Annotated in this window: 15 protein-coding genes and 5 tRNA genes; 12 read left to right on the forward strand and 8 right to left on the reverse strand. The window is 69.2% G+C overall.

The window, feature by feature from the left end; genetic code table 11:
• Positions 1-215: 215 nt before the first annotated feature.
• The 3 genes from clpX to tig all read right to left on the reverse strand — a co-directional run bounded on the left by clpX (position 216) and on the right by tig (position 3,588).
• Positions 216-1,505, reverse strand: a complete 1,290-nt coding sequence (clpX, locus tag WCE39_RS07745; RefSeq protein ID WP_343276114.1) for an ATP-dependent Clp protease ATP-binding subunit ClpX — start codon at positions 1,503-1,505, stop codon at positions 216-218.
• A gap of 130 nt (positions 1,506-1,635) precedes the next feature.
• Positions 1,636-2,262, reverse strand: coding sequence for an ATP-dependent Clp endopeptidase proteolytic subunit ClpP (clpP, locus tag WCE39_RS07750; protein WP_343276115.1), 627 nt, complete (start codon positions 2,260-2,262; stop codon positions 1,636-1,638).
• A 24-nt stretch (positions 2,263-2,286) separates the two neighbouring features.
• Positions 2,287-3,588, reverse strand: coding sequence for a trigger factor (tig, locus tag WCE39_RS07755; RefSeq protein WP_343276116.1), 1,302 nt, complete (start codon positions 3,586-3,588; stop codon positions 2,287-2,289).
• 202 nt (positions 3,589-3,790) lie between these two features.
• On the opposite strand from tig, the gene WCE39_RS07760 reads away from it, so the two are divergent.
• The 6 genes from WCE39_RS07760 to WCE39_RS07785 all read left to right on the forward strand — a co-directional run bounded on the left by WCE39_RS07760 (position 3,791) and on the right by WCE39_RS07785 (position 5,238).
• Positions 3,791-3,867, forward strand: a tRNA-Pro gene (locus WCE39_RS07760).
• 7 nt (positions 3,868-3,874) lie between these two features.
• A tRNA-Arg gene (locus WCE39_RS07765) sits at positions 3,875-3,951 on the forward strand.
• Positions 3,952-4,036: 85 nt separating this feature from the next.
• Positions 4,037-4,113, forward strand: a tRNA-His gene (locus tag WCE39_RS07770).
• A gap of 62 nt (positions 4,114-4,175) precedes the next feature.
• Positions 4,176-4,251: transfer RNA gene (locus WCE39_RS07775), tRNA-Lys, on the forward strand.
• Positions 4,252-4,311: 60 nt separating this feature from the next.
• Positions 4,312-4,396, forward strand: a tRNA-Leu gene (locus tag WCE39_RS07780).
• Between the two features lie 77 nt (positions 4,397-4,473).
• Positions 4,474-5,238 (forward strand): Bax inhibitor-1/YccA family protein, encoded by a 765-nt coding sequence (locus tag WCE39_RS07785; RefSeq protein ID WP_343276117.1) that lies wholly within the window; start codon positions 4,474-4,476, stop codon positions 5,236-5,238.
• Between the two features lie 183 nt (positions 5,239-5,421).
• Here WCE39_RS07785 and WCE39_RS07790 read toward each other — a convergent pair whose 3' ends face one another.
• The 4 genes from WCE39_RS07790 to grxC all read right to left on the reverse strand — a co-directional run bounded on the left by WCE39_RS07790 (position 5,422) and on the right by grxC (position 8,692).
• A complete protein-coding gene (locus WCE39_RS07790) occupies positions 5,422-6,897 on the reverse strand; it encodes a Na+/H+ antiporter NhaC family protein (RefSeq protein WP_343276192.1) in 1,476 nt (491 codons plus the stop codon).
• Positions 6,894-7,907, reverse strand: coding sequence for an isocitrate dehydrogenase (locus WCE39_RS07795; RefSeq protein ID WP_343276118.1), 1,014 nt, complete (start codon positions 7,905-7,907; stop codon positions 6,894-6,896). Before WCE39_RS07795 ends, WCE39_RS07790 begins: the two co-directional genes overlap by 4 nt.
• Positions 7,908-8,027: 120 nt before the next feature.
• On the reverse strand, positions 8,028-8,417 hold the full coding sequence (locus WCE39_RS07800) for a carboxymuconolactone decarboxylase family protein (RefSeq protein ID WP_343276119.1): 390 nt from the start codon (positions 8,415-8,417) through the stop codon (positions 8,028-8,030).
• Positions 8,414-8,692, reverse strand: coding sequence for a glutaredoxin 3 (gene grxC / locus WCE39_RS07805; protein WP_343276120.1), 279 nt, complete (start codon positions 8,690-8,692; stop codon positions 8,414-8,416). Before grxC ends, WCE39_RS07800 begins: the two co-directional genes overlap by 4 nt.
• Positions 8,693-8,935: 243 nt before the next feature.
• Here grxC and WCE39_RS07810 point away from each other — a divergent pair, with 243 nt between their 5' ends.
• The 5 genes from WCE39_RS07810 (at position 8,936) to WCE39_RS07830 (ending at position 16,346) form a co-directional block, all read left to right on the forward strand.
• Complete coding sequence (locus tag WCE39_RS07810; protein ID WP_343276121.1) at positions 8,936-10,510, forward strand: M48 family metalloprotease; 1,575 nt, start codon at positions 8,936-8,938, stop codon at positions 10,508-10,510.
• Positions 10,511-10,595: 85 nt separating this feature from the next.
• Positions 10,596-11,285 carry a phosphate regulon transcriptional regulator PhoB gene (gene phoB, locus WCE39_RS07815; RefSeq protein WP_343276122.1) on the forward strand — a complete coding sequence of 230 codons (690 nt, stop codon included), beginning with the start codon at positions 10,596-10,598 and terminating at the stop codon, positions 11,283-11,285.
• Between the two features lie 9 nt (positions 11,286-11,294).
• Complete coding sequence (phoR, locus tag WCE39_RS07820) at positions 11,295-12,662, forward strand: phosphate regulon sensor histidine kinase PhoR (protein WP_343276123.1); 1,368 nt, start codon at positions 11,295-11,297, stop codon at positions 12,660-12,662.
• A complete protein-coding gene (gene ppk1, locus WCE39_RS07825; protein WP_343276124.1) occupies positions 12,631-14,796 on the forward strand; it encodes a polyphosphate kinase 1 in 2,166 nt (721 codons plus the stop codon). Before phoR ends, ppk1 begins: the two co-directional genes overlap by 32 nt.
• Positions 14,793-16,346, forward strand: coding sequence for a Ppx/GppA phosphatase family protein (locus tag WCE39_RS07830; protein WP_343276125.1), 1,554 nt, complete (start codon positions 14,793-14,795; stop codon positions 16,344-16,346). Before ppk1 ends, WCE39_RS07830 begins: the two co-directional genes overlap by 4 nt.
• Before the next feature lie 48 nt (positions 16,347-16,394).
• Here the strand turns inward: WCE39_RS07830 and WCE39_RS07835 are convergent, their stop codons facing one another.
• Positions 16,395-17,027: a hypothetical protein gene (locus tag WCE39_RS07835; protein ID WP_343276126.1), complete on the reverse strand. Its 633-nt coding sequence runs from the start codon at positions 17,025-17,027 to the stop codon at positions 16,395-16,397.
• Positions 17,028-17,158: 131 nt separating this feature from the next.
• Between WCE39_RS07835 and WCE39_RS07840 the strand changes: the two genes are divergently transcribed.
• Positions 17,159-17,635 carry an NDR1/HIN1-like protein gene (locus WCE39_RS07840; RefSeq protein ID WP_343276127.1) on the forward strand — a complete coding sequence of 159 codons (477 nt, stop codon included), beginning with the start codon at positions 17,159-17,161 and terminating at the stop codon, positions 17,633-17,635.
• Positions 17,636-17,648 lie beyond the last annotated feature (13 nt).

A 17,648-nucleotide genomic window follows, 5' to 3' on the forward strand; every position in this document is an offset into this window, starting at 1 on the left:
TATGGGGCCCGGCGGAAGCGGATGCAAGCGCTGCCAGCCGTTGCGCCCCGGATGCGCCGGCGCCTGCCGCGGCGCGCGTTCATCGACCAGCTGGCATCGGGCGGACAGGCGCCCGGGCGGCGCCCCGGGCGATGCCTTGCGGACAACCGGGACCCGGAAAAAAGCCCGGGCCGCAAGGCCCGGGCTCGATGGGAACGCTCCCGTGGAAGCTGCGCTCAGTCGCCCGAGGCGGCCTTGGCCGGCGGCGCGGCAGGGGTTTCATAGATCAGGTAGGGCTCGGACTTGTGTTCGATCACCGACTCGTCCACCACCACCTTGCTCACGTTCTCCTGCGACGGCAGGTCGTACATCGTGTCCAGCAGCACCGATTCCACGATGGTGCGCAGGCCGCGCGCACCGGTCTTGCGCTTGAGCGCCTTGCGGGCGATCGCGGACAGCGCATCAGGCCGGAACTCGAGCTCCACGCCTTCCATCTCGAACAGCTTGCGGAACTGCTTGGTGATGGCGTTCTTCGGCTCGGACAGGATCTTGACCAGGGCGGCCTCGTCCAGTTCCTCAAGCGTGGCGACCACCGGCAGGCGGCCGACGAACTCGGGGATCAGGCCGAACTTGATCAGGTCCTCGGGCTCGACCGCGGCCAGCACCTTGCCGACCTCGGCCTTGCGCTCGGAGCTCTTGAGCTTGGCACCGAAACCGATGCCGCTGGCGTCCGTGCTGCGCTGCTGGATGACCTTGTCCAGGCCGGCGAACGCGCCACCGACGATGAACAGGATATTGCGGGTGTCGACCTGCAGGAACTCCTGCTGCGGATGCTTGCGCCCGCCCTGCGGCGGCACGCTGGCCACGGTGCCTTCGATGAGCTTCAGCAGCGCCTGCTGCACGCCCTCGCCCGACACGTCGCGGGTGATCGACGGGTTCTCGCTCTTGCGCGAGATCTTGTCGATCTCGTCGATGTAGACGATGCCCTGCTGCGCCTTCTCGACGTCGTAGTCGCACTTCTGCAGCAGCTTCTGGATGATGTTCTCGACGTCCTCGCCGACGTAGCCGGCCTCGGTGAGCGTCGTGGCATCGGCCATGGTGAACGGCACGTTGAGCATGCGCGCCAGCGTTTCCGCCAGCAGCGTCTTGCCGGAGCCGGTGGGGCCGACCAGCAGGATGTTCGACTTGGCGAGCTCGACTTCGTCGTTCTTCTGGCGGCTCTCGATGCGCTTGTAGTGGTTGTACACCGCCACCGCGAGCGTCTTCTTGGCCCGCTGCTGCCCGATCACGTACTGGTCGAGGACCTCGAGGATCTCCTTCGGCTTGGGCAGCGAACTGCGCGCGCTCTGGGCCTTCTCCTCGAGCTCCTCGCGGATGATGTCGTTGCACAGCTCGACGCATTCATCGCAGATGAACACGCTCGGGCCCGCGATCAGCTTGCGGACCTCATGCTGGCTCTTCCCGCAGAACGAGCAGTAGAGGATCTTGCTGCTGTCGCCGGAACGGCCCTGTCTATCTTCGGTCATGCGTTCGCCAATCGGTGTTTCGGGGGGTCGGAGTCGAGAATAGCACCCGGGCCCGGGGCCGCAAGCGTACCGGGATACGGGGGCGCCGCGGCATCAGTGCCGCGGCGCGGGCAGCGTGGCGCCCTGCGCGTCAGGACGGCTGGATGGACTCTTCGGGCCGGCGCTCGAGGACTTCGTCCACCAGGCCGTATTCACGCGCGGCCTCGGCGCTCTTGAAGTTGTCGCGCTCGGTGTCGTGCGCGACGGTTTCGAGCGACTGGCCGGTGTGGCGCGCCAGGATCTCGTTCAGGCGTTGCTTCATCGAGAGGATCTCGCGCGCGTGGATCTCGATGTCGGTGGCCTGGCCCTGGAAGCCGCCCAGCGGCTGGTGGATCATCACCCGGGAGTTCGGCAGCGCGTAGCGCTTTCCGGCCGCGCCGGAGGCCAGCAGCAGCGCGCCCATGCTGGCCGCCTGGCCGACGCAGATCGTGCTCACGTCCGGCTTGATGAACTGCATGGTGTCGTAGATCGCCATGCCGGCGGTGACGATGCCACCGGGCGAGTTGATGTACAGGTTGATGTCCTTCTCGGGGTTCTCGGCCTCGAGGAAGAGCATCTGCGCCACGATCACGTTGGCCACGTGGTCGTCGATGCCGCCGACCAGGAAGATCACCCGCTCCTTCAACAGGCGCGAATAGATGTCGTACGCGCGCTCGCCGCGGCTGGTCTGTTCAACCACCATCGGCACGAGGTTCAGGGCCTTGGTCTCGATGCTCATTTCAATCCCGTGTCAGCGGAAGCGTCACGCCTGCGGCGCGATCGCCTCCTGGAAGGTCAGCTGCGTGTCGGTGTGCTCGGCGCGTTCGGCGATCCAGTCGATCACCTGCTCCTCCATCACCCGGTTCTGCAGTCCACCCATAAGCTGGGGATCGTTCCGGTACAAGTCAATGACCTGCTGCGGCTCCTCGTAGGTCGAGGCGATCAGTCGCAGGCTCTCGTCCAGGCGCTTCCGGTCCAGCATCAGCTGGTGCTTGCGGGCGACCTCGCCCACCAGCAGGCCGACCAGCACGCGCTTGCGCGCCGGCTCCATGAAGTTCTCGTGCGCGTTGGCCGGCGGCTCGGAGGGGCGACCCTCGCGACGGGCCTGCTCGGCCACCTGGGCCACCAGCGCGCGCGCCTCCTGCTCGACCAGCTTCGGCGGCAGCTCCACCTCCGCGTAGGCCGCGACCAGCTGCTCGCCGACCGCGCGGCGCAGGCGGTTCATCAGCGCGTGCTTGAGCTCGCGCTCGAGGTTGGTGCGGATGTCCACGCGGAACTGGTCCATCTCACCGCTCTTGACGCCGAAGCTGCGGATGAACGCCGCATCGGCTTCCGGCAGAACTTCCTCGGACACCTGCTCGGCGCGCAGGTGCACCTTGGCCGACTTGCCGGCCAGCTGCGGCACGCGCCAGCCTTCGGGGAAGGTCACCTCGACCTCCTTCCCGTCACCGGTGGACATGCCCACCAGCGCCGCTTCGATATCGGCGAACATCGCGCCGGACCCGATAACAGACACGCCGCGCTCGGTGCCTTCGGCGGGCATGCGTTCGCCGTCGACTTCGGACCAGGTCTCGATGTCGACCGCATCGCCCTGCTTCGCGGGGCGGGTCACCGCGCTCCAGCTGCGGCGCTGCTGGCGCAGGTTCCCGATCATGCGATCGATGTCTTCCTCGGTGACCTCGGCGACCGCGCGTTCGACCTTGAGGCCGGAGACGTCGATCTCGCCGAAGTCCGGCACCACTTCGAAGGTGGCGACGTAGGACAGGTCGTCGGCGTCGCCCTCGCGCTCGATGCTGGGCTGGCCGGCGATGCGCAGCGCGTTCTCGCGCACGGCGCTGTCGAAGCCTTCGCGCAGCATGCCGTCGAGGACTTCGCTGCGGACCTGCGCGCCGAAACGCTGCTCGATCACCTTGGCCGGCACCTTGCCGGGACGGAAGCCCTTGATGCGCGCCGTGCGCGCGATCTCGCGTAGGCGGCCACCCACCTGGTCCTGCAGGCGCCCGGCCGGCAGGCTGAAGGTCATCTTGCGCCCGAGGCTGCCCACGGTCTCGACTGAAACTTGCATACCCACTCCTGCCACCGCGGCCAGGGCCGCGGGCGTTGATAGTCTGGTTTGGCCGGACGACGGGCGGGCCCGGGTCCGGCGACGGAACGGGACATTTTGGCGGAATCCGGCCGCTGCCGCCAGCACCGCGCGTTGACACCGTCTGGAGCCCTCCCGACAATGCCCCGGGCCAGCCGCGGCAGTACCGGCGGGCGGCATTCGTCGGGGTATAGCGCAGTCTGGTAGCGCGCCTGCTTTGGGAGCAGGATGTCGGGGGTTCGAATCCCTCTACCCCGACCACTCTTCTGCGCCCGTAGCTCAACCGGATAGAGCACCGGCCTTCTAAGCCGGTGGTTGCAGGTTCGAGTCCTGCCGGGCGCGCCAGACCAGCCGTGTATCCGACCGTCGCACTTCGCTGACGACCGCGCTACAATGCGCGGCCCCGTCGGTTCGACGCGGGACCCATATGGTGGATGTAGCTCAGTTGGTTAGAGCACCGGATTGTGATTCCGGGGGTCGCGGGTTCAAATCCCGTCTTCCACCCCAGCTTTCCCGATGGCCAGCGGTATTGATCCGCCGGCCATCGTTTTGCTAAGATTTCCCGCTCGGGGCCGTTAGCTCAGTTGGTAGAGCAGTTGACTCTTAATCAATAGGTCCAAGGTTCGAATCCTTGACGGCCCACCAAGACCCGAAGCGCCCGGCCCCGCCGGGCGTTTTTTGTTCCGGGACCCGGTCCGGACCGATGCGAAAGTGGCGGAATTGGTAGACGCCCTGGTTTTAGGTACCAGTGCCGCAAGGCGTGGGGGTTCGAGTCCCCCCTTTCGCACCATCCCCGCGGCGCCCTGTCGGGCCCGGCCGTGTATTCTCGGCGTTGGCACACGCACACCAGACCCTTGGGGGGAATCCATGCGCAGCGGCAACCCGGTCCTATCCGACTCCACCTTCCTAGACCTGGGCAGCGGCACGGTCGTGACCCGCGATGGCGGCGGGACCATGACCATCAACGGAACGGTCAACAAGACCGCCTTCCTGCTGCTGTTGACGGTCCTGACGGCAGCCTTCGCCTGGAGCCAGGCGTTCACGCCCGGCGGCGAGATCGCCCCGGGCTTCTCCGTCTACATGTGGGGCGGCGCGATCGGCGGCTTCATCCTGGCGATGGTCACGGTCTTCAAGAAGACCTGGGCACCGGTCACCGCGCCGCTGTACGCCCTGGTCGAGGGATTCTTCCTGGGCGCGATTTCGGCGCTGTACAACCATCTGTACGAAGGCATCGTGATCCAGGCGGTGATGCTGACCTTCGGCACCCTGTTCGCGCTGCTGTTCGCCTACCGGTCCGGGCTGATCAAGGCCACCGAGAACTTCAAGCTGGGCGTGGTCGCGGCCACGGGCGGCATTTTCCTCGTGTACCTGGCGACGATCGTGCTGGGCTTCTTCGGGGTGAACATCCCGATGATCCACGGCAACGGCATCGTCGGCATCGGCTTCAGCCTGTTCGTGATCGTGATCGCGGCGCTGAACCTGGTGCTGGACTTCGACTTCATCGAAGCCGGCGCCGAGCAGGGCGCGCCGAAGTACATGGAGTGGTACGGCGCCTTCGGCCTGATGGTCACCCTGGTGTGGCTGTACATCGAGTTCCTGCGCCTTCTGTCCAAGCTGCAGTCACGCAACTGACGGCTGGCGCGACGCGGCACGCTTCAGGAGGGCGCCCCAGGGGGCGCCCTTCGCGCTTGTGGCGGTCGTGCGTTTGGCAGGAATCGCTTTTGCCCTGTCCGAGTGGATCCGCGGAAGATCCGTGTGGGTCCGTGGCAAAGGCCTCCGCTTTTCCGCAGCTGCAGCTGTTACTGCATTCCCTCGCTACGGCGCGCGGGGAGCCGCCGGCTCCGCGGCAGGCGCGGGCACGCGGCGCGGCCAGGCCATGAAGCCGACCGCGACCAGGGCCAGGATCCAGCAGTAGAAGACGCTGCCGGAGAGGGCCAGCGGGGAGACCGAGGCCAGGCCCGCGGCGAGCAGGATCTGGGCGCCATAGGGCAGCAGGCCCTGCGGGACGCAGGCGAAGATGTCGAGCAGGCTCGCCGCGCGGCGCGGGCTGATGCCGTGGCGGGCGGCGATGTCGCGGGCAACCTCGCCGCTGACCAGGATCGCAACGGTGTTGTTGGCGGTGAACACGTCGGCCGTCGCAGACAGCGCGGCGATGCTGCACTCGCCGGTCCGCGGCCCCTGCTGGCCACGCGCGAAGCGGGCGATCGCGCGCGCCAGCCACTCCAGCCCGCCGGCCGCCTTCATCAGCGCGCCCACACCGCCGATCAGCAGCGACAGCAGCAGGATTTCGGTCATGCCCTCGAAGCCGGTCCAGATGTCACCGGCGTACTGCACCAGGTCGTAGTCCGGCGCCAGCACCAGCCCGGTTACCCCGGCCAGCGCCACCCCGATGCCCAGCACCAGGATCACGTCCAGGCCGCTGAGTGCGAGGACCAGCACCAGCACGTAGGGCAGCACGAGCCAGGCCGAGGCCGGCTCGTCGGTGGCCACAGGGGCCGGATCGCCGAGCAATGCGAGCAGCGCCATCGTCGCCAGCGCAGCCGGGAGGGCGATCCTGAAATTCTCGCGGAACTTGTCGCGCATCTCCGCCCCCTGGCTGCGGGTGGCGGCGATGGTGGTGTCCGAGATCACCGACAGGTTGTCGCCGAACATCGCGCCGCCGATCACCGCGCCCACGACCAGCGCGCGATCCAGGCCCGACGCGTCCGCCACGCCGAGCGCGATGGGCACCACTGCCGCGATCGTGCCCATCGACGTGCCGATCGCCAGCGAGATCAGCGAGGCCACCACGAACAGGCCGGGCAGCAGCAGTGCCGGAGGCACCGCGCCGATGCCGAGGGAGACCACCGCATCCACGGCACCGACAGCCTGCGAGACGTAGGCGAACGCACCCGCGAGCAGGAAGATCAGGCACATCGTCATGATGTTCGGGTCGCCCATGCCGCGCAGCAGCACCTCGCCCGGCCTCAGGCCCCGGCGGTGGGCGATCCAGGCGGCCAGCGCGAGCGCCGGCAGGATCGCCACCGGCGCGCGCAGCTGATAGAAGCCCATGGGCTCGCCCTGCAGCGTGAAATAAAGTCCGGATCCGAAGAACAGCGCCAGGAACAGCAGCAGCGGGGTCAGCGCCAGGGCACTGGGACGGGTATCCATCTCTTTATCCGCATGAAAGGATTGGCGATTGTGGGCCGCGCGATCCCCACTGTCGAGGCGAGCACCGGCACAGCGGTGTTCCAGAAACGGAACGGGCGCCGAAGCGCCCGTCTGCCATGCCGTTTCGCTTGCCGGTGTCAGGCCGCGGCGCGGCCGGCGATCGCCTGGGCGAAGCCCATGGTGGTGCCGGTGCCGCCCAGATCCGGGGTGAGCGAATCCTTGGCTTCCAGGGTGGCAACGATCGCCGCGCGCAGCCTGGCGGCTTCTTCCACCATGCCGATGTGCTCGAGCATCTGCACCGCGCCCAGCAGCAGCGCGCAGGGGTTGGCCACGCCCTTGCCCGCGATGTCCGGCGCGGAGCCGTGCACGGCCTCGAAGATCGCCGCGTCCTTGCCGATGTTCGCGCCGGGAATCAGCCCCAGGCCGCCGATCAGGCCGGCGCAGAGGTCGGAGATGATGTCGCCGAACAGGTTGGTGGTCACGATGACGTCGAACTGCTCCGGACGCATCACCAGCTGCATGCAGGTGTTGTCCACGATCATCTCGTCGCATTCGATGTCCGGGTATTCCCTGGCCACGTCGCGCGCGGCGTTGAGGAAGATGCCCGAGGTCGATTTCAGGATGTTTGCCTTGTGCACCACCGTGACCTTCTTGCGGCCCACCCGGCGCGCCAGGTCGAAGGCGTAGCGCACGATGCGCTCCGAGCCCTTGCGGGTGTTGCGGGTGATCGAGACCGCCCAGCTGCCGTCGGGCGCGGTTTCCTGGCCCTCGGCGGTGTAGGCGCCTTCGGTGTTCTCGCGCACGGTGATGATGTCCACGCCCTCGGTGAAGCGCGAGCGCGTATTCGGGAACGAGGTCGCCGGGCGCACGTTGGCGTACAGGTCGAAGTGGCGGCGTAGCTGCACGTTGATCGACGAGAAGCCGCCGCCCACCGGCGTGGTCAGCGGGCTCTTGAGCGCGACCCGGTTGCGGCTGATCGAATCCAGCGTGGCCTGCGGCAGCAGGTCGCCGTGCTTCTCGAGCGCCACCAGGCCGGCATCGGCCTCTTCGTACACAAGCCCGAGCTTCATCGCGTCAAGCACGTGCAGGGTGGCGTCCATGATCTCCGGGCCGATGCCATCGCCGCGGATGACCGTGATTGTCTGGGTCATGAGTGTGGGGTCCATGCTGGGGGGACGCCGGGCACAAGGCGGGGCGTCGGGGGAGGCGGAATGCAGCGCCCGATTATGCCAAAAGCCGCCCGGCGCCGTCGGTCGTCGCCTGCGGGGCACTCAGTCGTGGGCGTGGCTCGGCGGCGCCTCGGCGCCGGCTTCCAGCTGGTCCAGGAAGTCCACGGCCCGGCGCAGGTGCGGGATCACGATGCTGCCACCCACCACCAGGCCGATCGAAAACGCCTCGAACATGGCGTCGCGGCCGACCCCTGCGTCGCGGCACTTGGCCACGTGGTAACTGATGCAGTCATCGCAGCGCAGCACCAGCGACGCGACCAGTCCCAGCAGCTCCTTGGTCTTCACGTCCAGCGCCCCCGCCTGGTAGGCCTGCGTATCGAGCGCGAAGAAGCGCCGCACCACCTGGTTGGGCTCGGCCAGGATGCGCTCGTTCATGCGCTCGCGGAAGGCGGCGAACTCGCGGACGCGGTCGCCTTCACCACTCCCGCTCACGCGCCCTTTCCCTGCAGCAGGGGCTCGAACCCGCCCGCCCGGTGCAGCGCCATCATGTCGTCGTAGCCGCCCACGTGGGCGTCGCCGACGAAGATCTGGGGCACCGAGGTCCGGCCGGCGCGCGACACCATGCGCTCGCGCTCTGCGGGATCGGTGTCGATCCGCACCTCGGTCCATTCCAGGCCCTTGCTGCGCAGGAAGTTCTTGGCCGCCACGCAGTAGGCGCAGACGGCGCTGGTGTACAGGGTGATCTCGGGGGAAGCGTTGTCGTTCAAGAGGGATCTCCGGGAACGTGTGCCGCCGGCTGCGGTCGGTGCCGTGGCGGGTACTGGATGTCGCGCGGAACCGACTCCGCGCGGGCAGACCGCATTTTCACCGATCTTGCGCGGTGCGACGTGCACGCCACGCATCGGGGCCGGATCGACCGGACGGATTAACGGGGTGTTCACGCCTGCAGCAGGCGTCGCCCCCATCCTGTCACCCACACACCCTCATCGGCCCGACCCATCCGATCCCGCATGCGCCTGCTTCCCGCCACCCTCGCCTTCGCCCTCGCCCTGGCCGCCTCGGCGGCACCTGCGCAGCAGAGGTTGCCCGACATCGGTTCCTCCGCCGACACCCTGCTCGGCCCGGCGCAGCAGCGCGAGTACGGCCAGATGCTGCTGGCGCAGCTGCGCCATTACGACTACGTGCTGGATGACCCGCTGATCGACTCGTGGCTGCGCCACATGGGCAACCGGCTGGCCGAGGCCAGCGACCAGCCCGAGCAGCCGTTCACGTTTTTCATGATCAAGGACCGCTCGGTCAACGCCTTCGCCACCTTGGGCGGATACATCGGCACCAACGCCGGCCTGGTGCTGATCGCCGAAAGCGAGGACGAGGTCGCAGGCGTGCTCGCCCACGAGATCGCGCACGTGACCCAGGCCCACGTGCTGCGCGGCGCCGAGCGCGCCCAGCGGGACAGCATCCCGATCCTGCTGGCGATGCTGGGCGCGATGGCGGTGGCTTCGCAGACCAGCAGCGATTCCGCCGGAAACGCCGCGATCGCGGCCGTCGCCAGTGCCCAGGGCCTGCTGGTCCAGCGCCAGATCGACTACACCCGGTCCAATGAATCCGAGGCCGACCGCGTCGGCATGCGCACGCTGGCGCGCAGCGGCTACGAGCCCACGGCCATGGCCGGGATGTTCGAACACATGCAGGCGCTGTCGCGCACCAACCAGGGCGGCGAGCGCGAACGCGCGCCGGACTACCTGCGCACCCACCCCGTCACCACGGTCCGCATCAGCGAAGCGCGGCAGCTGGCCGAGCAGCACGCCGACCGGCGCACCGGCAGCTTCGCGACCACCGGGCTGGCCGGGAACAACCCCCTGCTTCCGCCCCTGCTGCGCCCCGGCACCATGGATGCCGCCACCGGCGACCAGTTCGGCTGGGCGCGCGAGCGCCTGCGCGCGCTCAGCGCGGAAACGCCGGGGCGGGCCATCGCCGAGTATGGCCAGTTGGCCCGCGGCGGCACGCTCACCGATCCCCAGCGCTACGGCCTGGCGGTGGCGCAGCTCCTGGCCGACCAGAGCGCGGACGCCGCCCGCGGTTTCGAAGCACTGCTGGCCTCGCATCCCGGCGACACCTGGCTGCTGCTGGGACTTGCGCGCGCGGAGTCACGCCAGGGCCTGCACGCCCAGGCCGACGCGCGCTATGAAAGCCTGGTGCGGCGCATGCCGCGCAACCGCGCCGTGGTGCTGGGCTATGCCGAGACCCTGGTCGAGCGCAACAACGCCGCATCGGGCCGCCGCGCGCAGGACATCTTGCGCCCGTTGATGGCCGGCTCCGGCGAGGACCCCGTATTCCACCGCGTGTTCGCGCGCGCCAGCGACAGCGCCGGCGACCCGATCCGCGCCGGCGAGGCCTGGGCCGAAACCGCCTTCCTGAGCGGCCGTGCCGAGCAGGCCCTGCTCCAGCTCAACACCCTGCGCAAGCGCGACGACCTCGACTATTACGCGCGCGCCCGCATCGACGCACGCATCGCCGCGATCACCCCCACCGTCCTCGAGCTCCGCCGCCAGGGCATCCGCGATCCTGACCTGCACAGGCGCTGACGCCTTGCGCCGCGCGGCGCTGTCACCGCACTGTCACCAAACCGTCGTCTAATGACCGCCATGGCCAAGAGCGAGCGGTAGCAGCGTGCAGAAGCGCATCCTGATCGTCGACGATGAACCCGCCATCCGCGACATGGTGGCGTTCGCCGTGCGCAAGGGCGACTACGAGCCGGTCCATGCGGCCGATGCCCGCCAGGCCCAGGAGGCGATCGCCGACCGCGTACCCGACCTGATCCTGCTGGACTGGATGCTGCCGGGCACCACCGGGATCGAGCTGGCCCGGCGCTGGCGCCGCGAATCGCTGACCCGCGAGATCCCGATCATCATGCTCACCGCCCGCGGCGAGGAAAACGACCGCGTCGGCGGCCTCGAGGCCGGCGTCGACGACTACGTGGTCAAGCCCTTCTCGTCGCGCGAACTCCTGGCACGCATCCGCGCGGTCATGCGTCGCTCCCGCGAGGACGACGAGGACGGCAGCGTGACCGTGGGCGGCCTGCGCATCGACGGCGCCGCGCACCGGGTGTTCGCGGACGGGGAGCCGGTGTCGATCGGACCCACCGAGTACCGCCTGCTGCACTTCTTCATGACCCATCCCGACCGCGTGTATTCGCGTTCGCAGCTGCTTGACCACGTCTGGGGCGGCAGCGTCTACGTCGAGGAACGCACGGTCGACGTGCACATCCGCCGCCTGCGCAAGACCCTGGAGCCGTTCGCGCTCGACGGCATGGTGCAGACGGTGCGGGGCGCGGGTTACCGATTCTCCGCCTCGGTCTAGACTGGCGGCATGCCGCCGACCCTCAAGATTTCGTGGCAGCGGACCCTGGCAACGCTGGCGGGGGTGCTGGTTGCCGCCCTGCTGACCGGCCTGGCGGTGGGCCAGCCCTGGCCCGCGGTGGCGCTGGCGGCGCTGGCGCTGCTGGCGGCGCACCTGCTGCGCCTGCGCCGGATCATGGGCCACCTGGACGCACGGATGCGCCTGCCGCCACCCAGCGCGCGCGGTGGTGTCTGGTCCGCCGTGGAGCGCCTGCTGCATCGTGCACGCCAGGAAGTCCGCACCCGGGAGCGCCGGCTGGTGGAGATGATGCGCGCCTACCGCGCGGTCGCCGCCGCCCTGCCGGATGCGCTCGTGGTCGTCGACCGCAATACCCAGCGGGTGATCTGGTGCAACGCCGCTTCCGGCAGGCTGCTCGGCCTGGAGTACCCGCAGGACCGCGGCGCCAGCCTCTGCGAACGGTTGCAGCCGCTGCCGATCGCGCACTGGCTGAGCGCCGGCCGCCACGCCGAGCCGATCGTCGACGCCGCCTCGCCCGCGGATCCGGCGATCCGCATCAGCCTGCGCCTGATCCCCTACTCCGACGCGCTGTGGCTGCTGGTCGCACGCGACGTCGGCAAGCTGATGCGCCTGGAGAAGATGCGCCGCGATTTCGTGGCCAACGTCTCCCACGAGCTGCGCACCCCGCTGACGGTGATCCACGGCTACCTGGACATGCTCGACCCGGCCGAGGCCGCCGAAACCGCCGATTGGGAGCCGATCATCGGCGAGATGCGGCGCCAGTCGCAGCGCATGACCCGGCTGGTGGAAGACCTGCTGATGCTGTCCAGGCTGGAGGCCCAGGAGACCATCGAAGACGATGAAGTCGCGATGGTGCCGATGCTCGCCACCCTGCGCCGCGAGGCCGAAGCGATCAGCCAGGGCCGCCACCAGGTCAAGGTCGAGGACCTGGCCGGGGTCGACCTGCTCGGCTCCACGCGCGAACTGCACAGCGCGTTCTCCAACCTCGTCGCCAACGCGGTGCGCTACACGCCCAGCGGCGGCACGGTATCCGTCCGCCTGGAGCCCGCGACGCAGGGCGGGGTTTCGCTGTCGGTCGAGGACAGCGGTTACGGTATTCCCGCCGCACACCTCTCACGCCTGACCGAACGCTTCTACCGTGTCTCCAGCAGCCGGACCCGCGAAACCGGCGGCACCGGCCTGGGCCTGGCGATCGTCAAGCACGTGCTGCAGCTGCACCAGGCGCGGCTGGACATCAGCAGCGAAGTCGGGCGCGGCAGCACATTCTCCTGCCATTTCGGCGCCGAACGCGTCCTGGCGCGAACGCCGGACCACCATGAAGAACCCCATGACCAGACCATCACCGGCCAATCCGCCTGACGCCCGCACGACGCGCACGTTCGCGGCGCGCGCGCAGGCGGCCACCGCCAAGGCAAGTGACCCTGCCTCGGACCCGGTCGCGGACTCGCTCCGCGATCCCGCGCTGTACCTCAACCGCGAGCTGTCGCAGCTCGACTTCAACTTCCGCGTGCTCGCGCAGGCGCAGGACGCGACCATGCCGCTGCTCGAGCGGCTACGCTTCCTGTGTATCTCCTGCACCAACCTCGACGAGTTCTTCGAGATCCGCGCGGCCACCGTGCGCCATGCGCAGGACTTCGACGTGCCGCTGCCGCCGGACGGCCTTTCGCCCGGCACCGTGCTGCGCCGGATCCATGAGCGCACCGCCGAACTGGTGGCCGCGCAATACGCCTGCTGGAACGACGTGCTGCGCCCGGCCCTGGCCGACTCCGGCGTGCGCGTGCTGGCGCGCGAGACCTGGAACACGCGCCAGCGCCGCTGGCTGCGCGCGTATTTCCGCGAAGAGATCCTGCCGGTGCTGTCGCCGCTGGGGCTGGATCCGTCGCACCCGTTCCCGAAGATCCTCAACAAATCGCTCAACCTGGTAGTGGTGCTCAAGGGCAAGGATGCGTTCGGCCGCAGCGGGCATCTGGCCATCGTCCGCGCGCCGCGTTCCCTGGCGCGGATCATCCGCCTGCCGCCGCGCGTGTCGGGTGGCGAGCACGACTTCGTGTTCCTCTCGGCGATGCTGTCCGAGTTCGTGGAAGACCTGTTCCCGGGAATGAAGGTCCAGGGCGCCTATCAGTTCCGGGTGACGCGCAACTCCGAGCTGATCCTCGACGAGGACGAGGTCGAAAACCTCGCCCTGGCGCTGCGCGACGAACTGCTCGGCCGTGGCTACCTGCGCGCGATGCGGCTCGAGATCGCCGCCGACTGCCCGGCGCCGATCGTCGAGGACCTGCTGCGGAACTTCGACCTGCCGGAGAACGCCGTCTATCGCATCAACGGCCCGGTCAACCTCAACCGGGTGATCCACGTCTACAACGACGTCGATCGCCCCGAGCTCAAGTTCCCGCCCTTCCAGGCGCGACAGCTGCCGGGTGGCGACGCGATGTTCGAACGCATCGCCGAGGGCGACATCCTGCTCCACCACCCCTTCGACGCCTTCAGCCCGGTGCTCGAACTGCTCAAGCAGGCCGCGGCCGATCCCGGCGTGCTCGCGATCAAACAGACCCTGTACCGCACCGGGCGCGATTCGCCGATCGTCGAGCACCTGGTGCAGGCCGCGCGCAACGGCAAGGACGTCACCGTGGTGGTCGAGCTGCGCGCGCGCTTCGACGAAGAGGCGAACCTCGGCCTGGCCGACCGCCTGCAGGACGCCGGCGTGCAGGTGGTCTACGGCGTGGTCGGCTACAAGACCCACGCCAAGATGCTGCTGGTGGTGCGCCGCGAGGGTCGCCGCCTGCGCCGCTACGTGCACATGGGCACCGGCAACTACCACAGCGGAACCGCGCGGGCCTATACCGACATCGGCCTGATGACCGCCGATGCCGACATCGGCAGCGACGTGCACCAGATCTTCCAGCAGATCTCGGGGCTCGCGCCGGCGATCCATCTCAAGCGCCTGCTGCAGTCGCCGTTCACCCTGCACGCCGCGGTGCTGGCATCGATCAGGCGCGAAGCCCGGCTGGCCGCCGCCGGCCGCCCGGCGCGCATCGTCGCCAAGATGAACGCGCTCAACGAGCCGCAGGTGGTGCGCGCCCTGTACGCGGCCTCGCAGGCGGGGGTGCAGATCGACCTGATCGTGCGCGGCGCCTGCACCCTTCGCCCTGGCGTGCCCGGCGTCTCGGACAACATCCGCGTGCGCTCCATTGTCGGCCGCTTCCTTGAACACAGCCGCGTGTACTGGTTCGGCAACGATGGCGCGCCGGAAACCTGGTGTGCCAGCGCCGACTGGCTGGAGCGCAACCTGCTGCGCAGGGTCGAGACCTGCTTCCCGATCCTGGACCCGACAGTCGCCGACCGCGTCCGCCGGGAGGCGCTGGAAACCTATCTTGCCGACAACACCAACGCCTGGGAGTTGCAGCCGGACGGCAGCTACCGCGAACTCGCGCCGGCCAAGGGCGAGGCCGCGCATTCCGCGCAGGCGTCGCTGCTTGCGGACATCTGCGGATGAGCCCGCTGACGGCGCCCCCGGCTTCGCAGAGCCAGCCGCTGGTCGATGGCGACATGCTTGCCGCGATCGACCTCGGCTCCAACAGCTATCACATGGTCGTGGCCCGCTACACGCTGGGCCAGCTGCGCATCGTCGACCGGCTGCGCGAGACCGTGCGCATGGCCGAGGGCCTGGACGCCCGCGGCGGCCTGGTCACGGAGGTGCGACAGCGCGCACTGCAGTGCCTGGCGCGCTTCGGCCAGCGCATCCGCGACATCCCGCCGCATCGGGTGCGCGCGGTGGCCACCAACAGCGTGCGCAAGCTGGCGGCGCCGCAGGCCTTCCTGATGCCGGCAGAGACCGCGCTCGGCCATGCCATCGAGATCGTGGCGGGACGCGAGGAGGCGCGCCTGGTGTACCTGGGGGTCGCACACGCGCAACCACCGAAGGCGGGGCACCGCCGCCTGGTGATCGACATCGGCGGCGGTTCGACCGAATGCATCATCGGCCGCGGCTTCGAGACCCTGGAGCGCGAGAGCATGCAGCTGGGCGCGGTAGCGAGCACGATGCGCTACTTCGGCAGCGGGCGGCTGTCGCGGCGCAAGTGGCGCGACGCCCTGATCGAAGCCTCCGTGGAATTCCAGCAGTTCGCGGCGACCTACCGCAGCCTCGGCTGGCAGGAGGCGATCGGCGCATCGGGCACCAACAAGGCCATCGGCGAGATCTGCGCGGCGATGAAGCTCACCAAGGGCGCGGTCACGGCCGCCGCCCTGCCCGTGGTCCGCGACGAACTGCTGCGCGCCGGCCATATCGACGACATCAAGCTGCCGGGCCTGTCTGCCGAACGCCGGCCGATCATCGCCGGCGGGCTGCTGGTGCTCGAAGCGGCCTTTGGCAGCCTGGACCTGGAGCGGATGGCGGTAAGCAAGGCCGCGCTGCGCGAAGGCGTGCTGTACGACATGCTCGGCCGTGCCGGCGACCAGGATCCGCGCGAGGCTTCGGTGGATGCGCTGGCCCAGCGCTATGGCATGGACCGCGCGCAGGCGCTCCGGGTCGAGGCCACCGCGGGCAGGCTGTTCGACCAGGTCGCGACCACCTGGGCGCTCACGCTCGACGACCGGGTCATGCTGTCCTGGGCGGCGCAGCTGCACGAACTGGGATTGACGATCGCGCACAGCCATTACCAGGTGCACGGCGCATACATCCTGGCGCAGTCCGACATCGCCGGCTTCTCGCGCCAGGAGCAGCAGTTCCTCGCGGCGCTGGTTCGCGCGCACCGGCGCAAGGTGCCGAAGACCGTGTTCGAAGCCCTGCCCGACCGCTTGCTGCCGGCTGCGCGCAGGCTGTCGACCCTGCTGCGGCTGGCGGTGCTGCTGCACCGCGGACATGAGAGTCCCGACATCCCGGGACTGGCCGCAGTGGCCGTCGACGACGCGCTGGAACTGCAGCTGCCCGCGCGCTACCTCGAAGAACGGCCCTTGCTGCAGGCCGACCTTGCGGGGGAGTCTGCGGAAACCGCCGCCTTGGGCATCGCGCTGCGCATCAGCCAGCGCGCGGCCGTCGCGGGCTGAGGGCTGGGCCGGGCGCAGCGTGCCGAGTTCCCTTCGCCGCGCCTCCGCTCAGCCCTTCGCGCGCTCCGAATAGATGCGCACTTCGGTCTTTCCGCCCGGCTTGGGCACGAACACCATCCGCGTCTGCGACAGCACGTTGCCGCCCGCGGCGGTGACGTAGAACAGCCCCCAGTCCTGGGCGTCGCCCATGCTGTCGAAACTGCCGACGATGCGGCAGCTCGACTGCTTGCAGGCGATGTCGACGTTGCCCGGGCGCAGGCCGGTGCCGGCCATGGTGTCACCCGAAATGGTCTCGACCAGGAGGTTCTCGGTGCGCGGGCCGCTGACCGGATCGGGCACGTCGCGGGCGAAGCTGGCCTCGAGCTCCTTGAGCTGCTGGTCGCGCGCCGCGGCGATCTCTTCGGGCGTCTGCGGCTCCCCGACGCCGAAACCGGAGCCGAGGTCGCCACCGATGCCGCCGGCCAACTCGGGCCGGATGCCCACCGGTGCGCGTCGCGCCGGGGTCCGCGGCGTGCTTTCCAGGGCGTCCATGCGTTCGGTCAGCTGGGCCAGCGTCGCGTCCGCGTCCGTCTTGTCCGGACGGTCCCAGACCAGGCTCGCCACCAGCGCGACCACCGCGATGGCGGCGATGGTCCATGGCAAGCGCTCTTTGAAACCGTTCCGGGTGTGATCGGCACTCATCTCTGTCGCAGCTCCGTGATGTCCGGGAGTCACTTTAAACGCTAAACGATGGCGGTTCCCGACAGGTGGAAGGACCATCCGCCACCGTATCTAGCGATGCTATGCTCGGGCCAACCGTTCCGGAGGCAGCAATGGGCCGTCGAATCCTCGCGTTCACGTCGCTGGTCGTGCTGCTTGCGACCGCCTGTTCCAGCGGTCCGGTGCGCCGCATTTCGGAGCCCGCGGCAAGCATCCAGCAGCTGACCGTGCAGGCCGACGGCAGCTGGTCGATCAACCTGCGCCTGCAGAACTACAGCAGCATCCCGATGCGCTTCGAATCGGTGGACCTGGAAGTTGCCGTCGGTGGCCAGGCAGCCGGCGCGCTGCGGCACGCGCCGGCACTCGAGGTCGGGCCCGAATCGGCGGACGTGGTCGCGGTCTCGATGGTGCCGGCCTCCAGCGCACGCATGGTGCTGGCCGACGCGCTCGCCGCGGGCCGCGGCGTCGACTACGGGCTCGAAGGCAGGATCGAGGCCGCACCGGCGGACAAGGGGTCCGCCCGCAGTTACAAGGTGACGCGCAAGAGCGCGCTCAGCCCCGCACCGGGGCTGCCGGGCGTGTTGCGCTGAGCCCCGCCATCCC

The organism is Luteimonas yanweni, assembly GCF_039548475.1.
Lineage (GTDB): Bacteria > Pseudomonadota > Gammaproteobacteria > Xanthomonadales > Xanthomonadaceae > Luteimonas.

What these genes read in the sequence shown, in the direction of transcription:
- ppk1 (WP_343276124.1), top strand. Translation starts at nt 12,631, where the DNA reads ATGACCAGACCATCACCGGCCAATCCGCCTGACGCCCGCACGACGCGC.
- tig (WP_343276116.1), bottom strand. Translation starts at nt 3,588, where the DNA reads ATGCAAGTTTCAGTCGAGACCGTGGGCAGCCTCGGGCGCAAGATGACC.
- WCE39_RS07810 (WP_343276121.1), top strand. Translation starts at nt 8,936, where the DNA reads ATGCGCCTGCTTCCCGCCACCCTCGCCTTCGCCCTCGCCCTGGCCGCC.
- WCE39_RS07835 (WP_343276126.1), bottom strand. Translation starts at nt 17,027, where the DNA reads ATGAGTGCCGATCACACCCGGAACGGTTTCAAAGAGCGCTTGCCATGG.
- WCE39_RS07840 (WP_343276127.1), top strand. Translation starts at nt 17,159, where the DNA reads ATGGGCCGTCGAATCCTCGCGTTCACGTCGCTGGTCGTGCTGCTTGCG.
- WCE39_RS07830 (WP_343276125.1), top strand. Translation starts at nt 14,793, where the DNA reads ATGAGCCCGCTGACGGCGCCCCCGGCTTCGCAGAGCCAGCCGCTGGTC.
- clpX (WP_343276114.1), bottom strand. Translation starts at nt 1,505, where the DNA reads ATGACCGAAGATAGACAGGGCCGTTCCGGCGACAGCAGCAAGATCCTC.
- WCE39_RS07785 (WP_343276117.1), top strand. Translation starts at nt 4,474, where the DNA reads ATGCGCAGCGGCAACCCGGTCCTATCCGACTCCACCTTCCTAGACCTG.
- phoR (WP_343276123.1), top strand. Translation starts at nt 11,295, where the DNA reads ATGCCGCCGACCCTCAAGATTTCGTGGCAGCGGACCCTGGCAACGCTG.
- WCE39_RS07795 (WP_343276118.1), bottom strand. Translation starts at nt 7,907, where the DNA reads ATGACCCAGACAATCACGGTCATCCGCGGCGATGGCATCGGCCCGGAG.
- clpP (WP_343276115.1), bottom strand. Translation starts at nt 2,262, where the DNA reads ATGAGCATCGAGACCAAGGCCCTGAACCTCGTGCCGATGGTGGTTGAA.